Source organism: Pantoea sp. UBA5923 (genome assembly GCF_002431095.1).
GTDB classification, from domain to species: domain Bacteria; phylum Pseudomonadota; class Gammaproteobacteria; order Enterobacterales; family Enterobacteriaceae; genus Pantoea; species Pantoea piersonii.
Genome location: NZ_DJDN01000001.1, coordinates 7,445 through 8,656, shown reverse-complemented (window position 1 = coordinate 8,656; position 1,212 = coordinate 7,445). Strand labels below are relative to the sequence as shown.

Here is a 1,212-nt window from a genome sequence, read left to right as displayed (position 1 = left end):
CGGCCTGCTGCGCGACGGCAAACCGGTTAGCGTTACCGTTGAGCTGCAGCAGAGCACGCAGGATAAAGTGCAGTCGGCCACTATCTATACCGGCATTGAAGGCGCCGATCTCAGCAACGACAGCGGCAGCGATAAAGGGGTGCGCGTAGACAACGTTAAGCCCAACAGCGCCGCGGCGCGTATCGGCCTGAAAAAAGGCGACGTGATCCTTGGGGTTAACCAGCAGCGAGTCACTAACCTGGGCGAGCTGCGTAAAATTCTCGATACTAAACCTTCGGTACTGGCGCTTAACGTTAAGCGCGGCGACAGCAGCATCTATCTGCTGATGCAGTAACGCTATTTTCCCTCTCAGGCGGACTCCGGTCCGCCTTTTTATTTATGCTGGTCAGAGTGTGACCAGTGCCGCAAAACCTGTAAATCCCCCTCTTGCTCTGTGCATTTGCACAATGCCTGGCTCTGCAGCCATGCGTATGCTGTCTCTTCTACTCTCTGTCGGGATTAACAGATGGCAACCTATCATCTTGATGCGCGCCTCGCGCAGGATATCGTGGCGCGCACCATGAAGATTATTGACAGTAATGTCAACGTGATGGATGCGCGCGGGCGCATTATCGGCAGCGGCGATCGCGAGCGTATTGGCGAATTGCACGAAGGCGCGCTGCTGGTGCTGTCGCAGGGGCGGGTAGTGGACATCGACGAGGCGGTGGCGAAACATCTGCACGGCGTGCGGCCAGGCATCAATCTGCCGCTGCGCATTGACGGTGAAATCGTCGGGGTGATTGGACTGACCGGCGATCCGGTCGCGCTGCGCCACTACGGCGAGCTGGTCTGCATGACGGCGGAGATGATGCTGGAGCAGACGAGGCTGCTGCATATGCTGGCGCAGGACAGTCGTCTGCGTGAGGAGCTGGTGCTGAACCTTATCCGCAGCGAAACCCTGACGCCGCAGCTGACCGAATGGGCGCAGCGTCTCGGCATCGATCTTAACCAACCGCGCGTCGCGGCGGTGGTGGAGGTTGACAGCGGTCAGCTGGGCGTCGACAGCGCCATGTCTGAGCTGCAGCAACTCCAAACGCTGCTCACCACGCCGGAGCGCGACAACCTGATCGCTATCGTTTCTCTGACGGAGATGGTGGTGCTGAAACCGGCGCTCAATGCGCATGGGCGCTACGATCAGGACGATCATCGCAAGCGCGTCGAACAGCTGCTGCA

1 protein-coding gene and 1 pseudogene are annotated in these 1,212 nt (G+C 59.2%); both read left to right on the top strand.

Going from position 1 to position 1,212, the window contains the following annotated elements:
* The coding region (locus B3797_RS00065) for a PDZ domain-containing protein (RefSeq protein ID WP_311790025.1) at positions 1–334 on the top strand (334 nt) is incomplete at its 5' end.
* A 171-nt stretch (positions 335–505) separates the two neighbouring features.
* Positions 506–1,212: pseudogene (locus B3797_RS00060) on the top strand (sugar diacid recognition domain-containing protein); the annotation flags it as partial.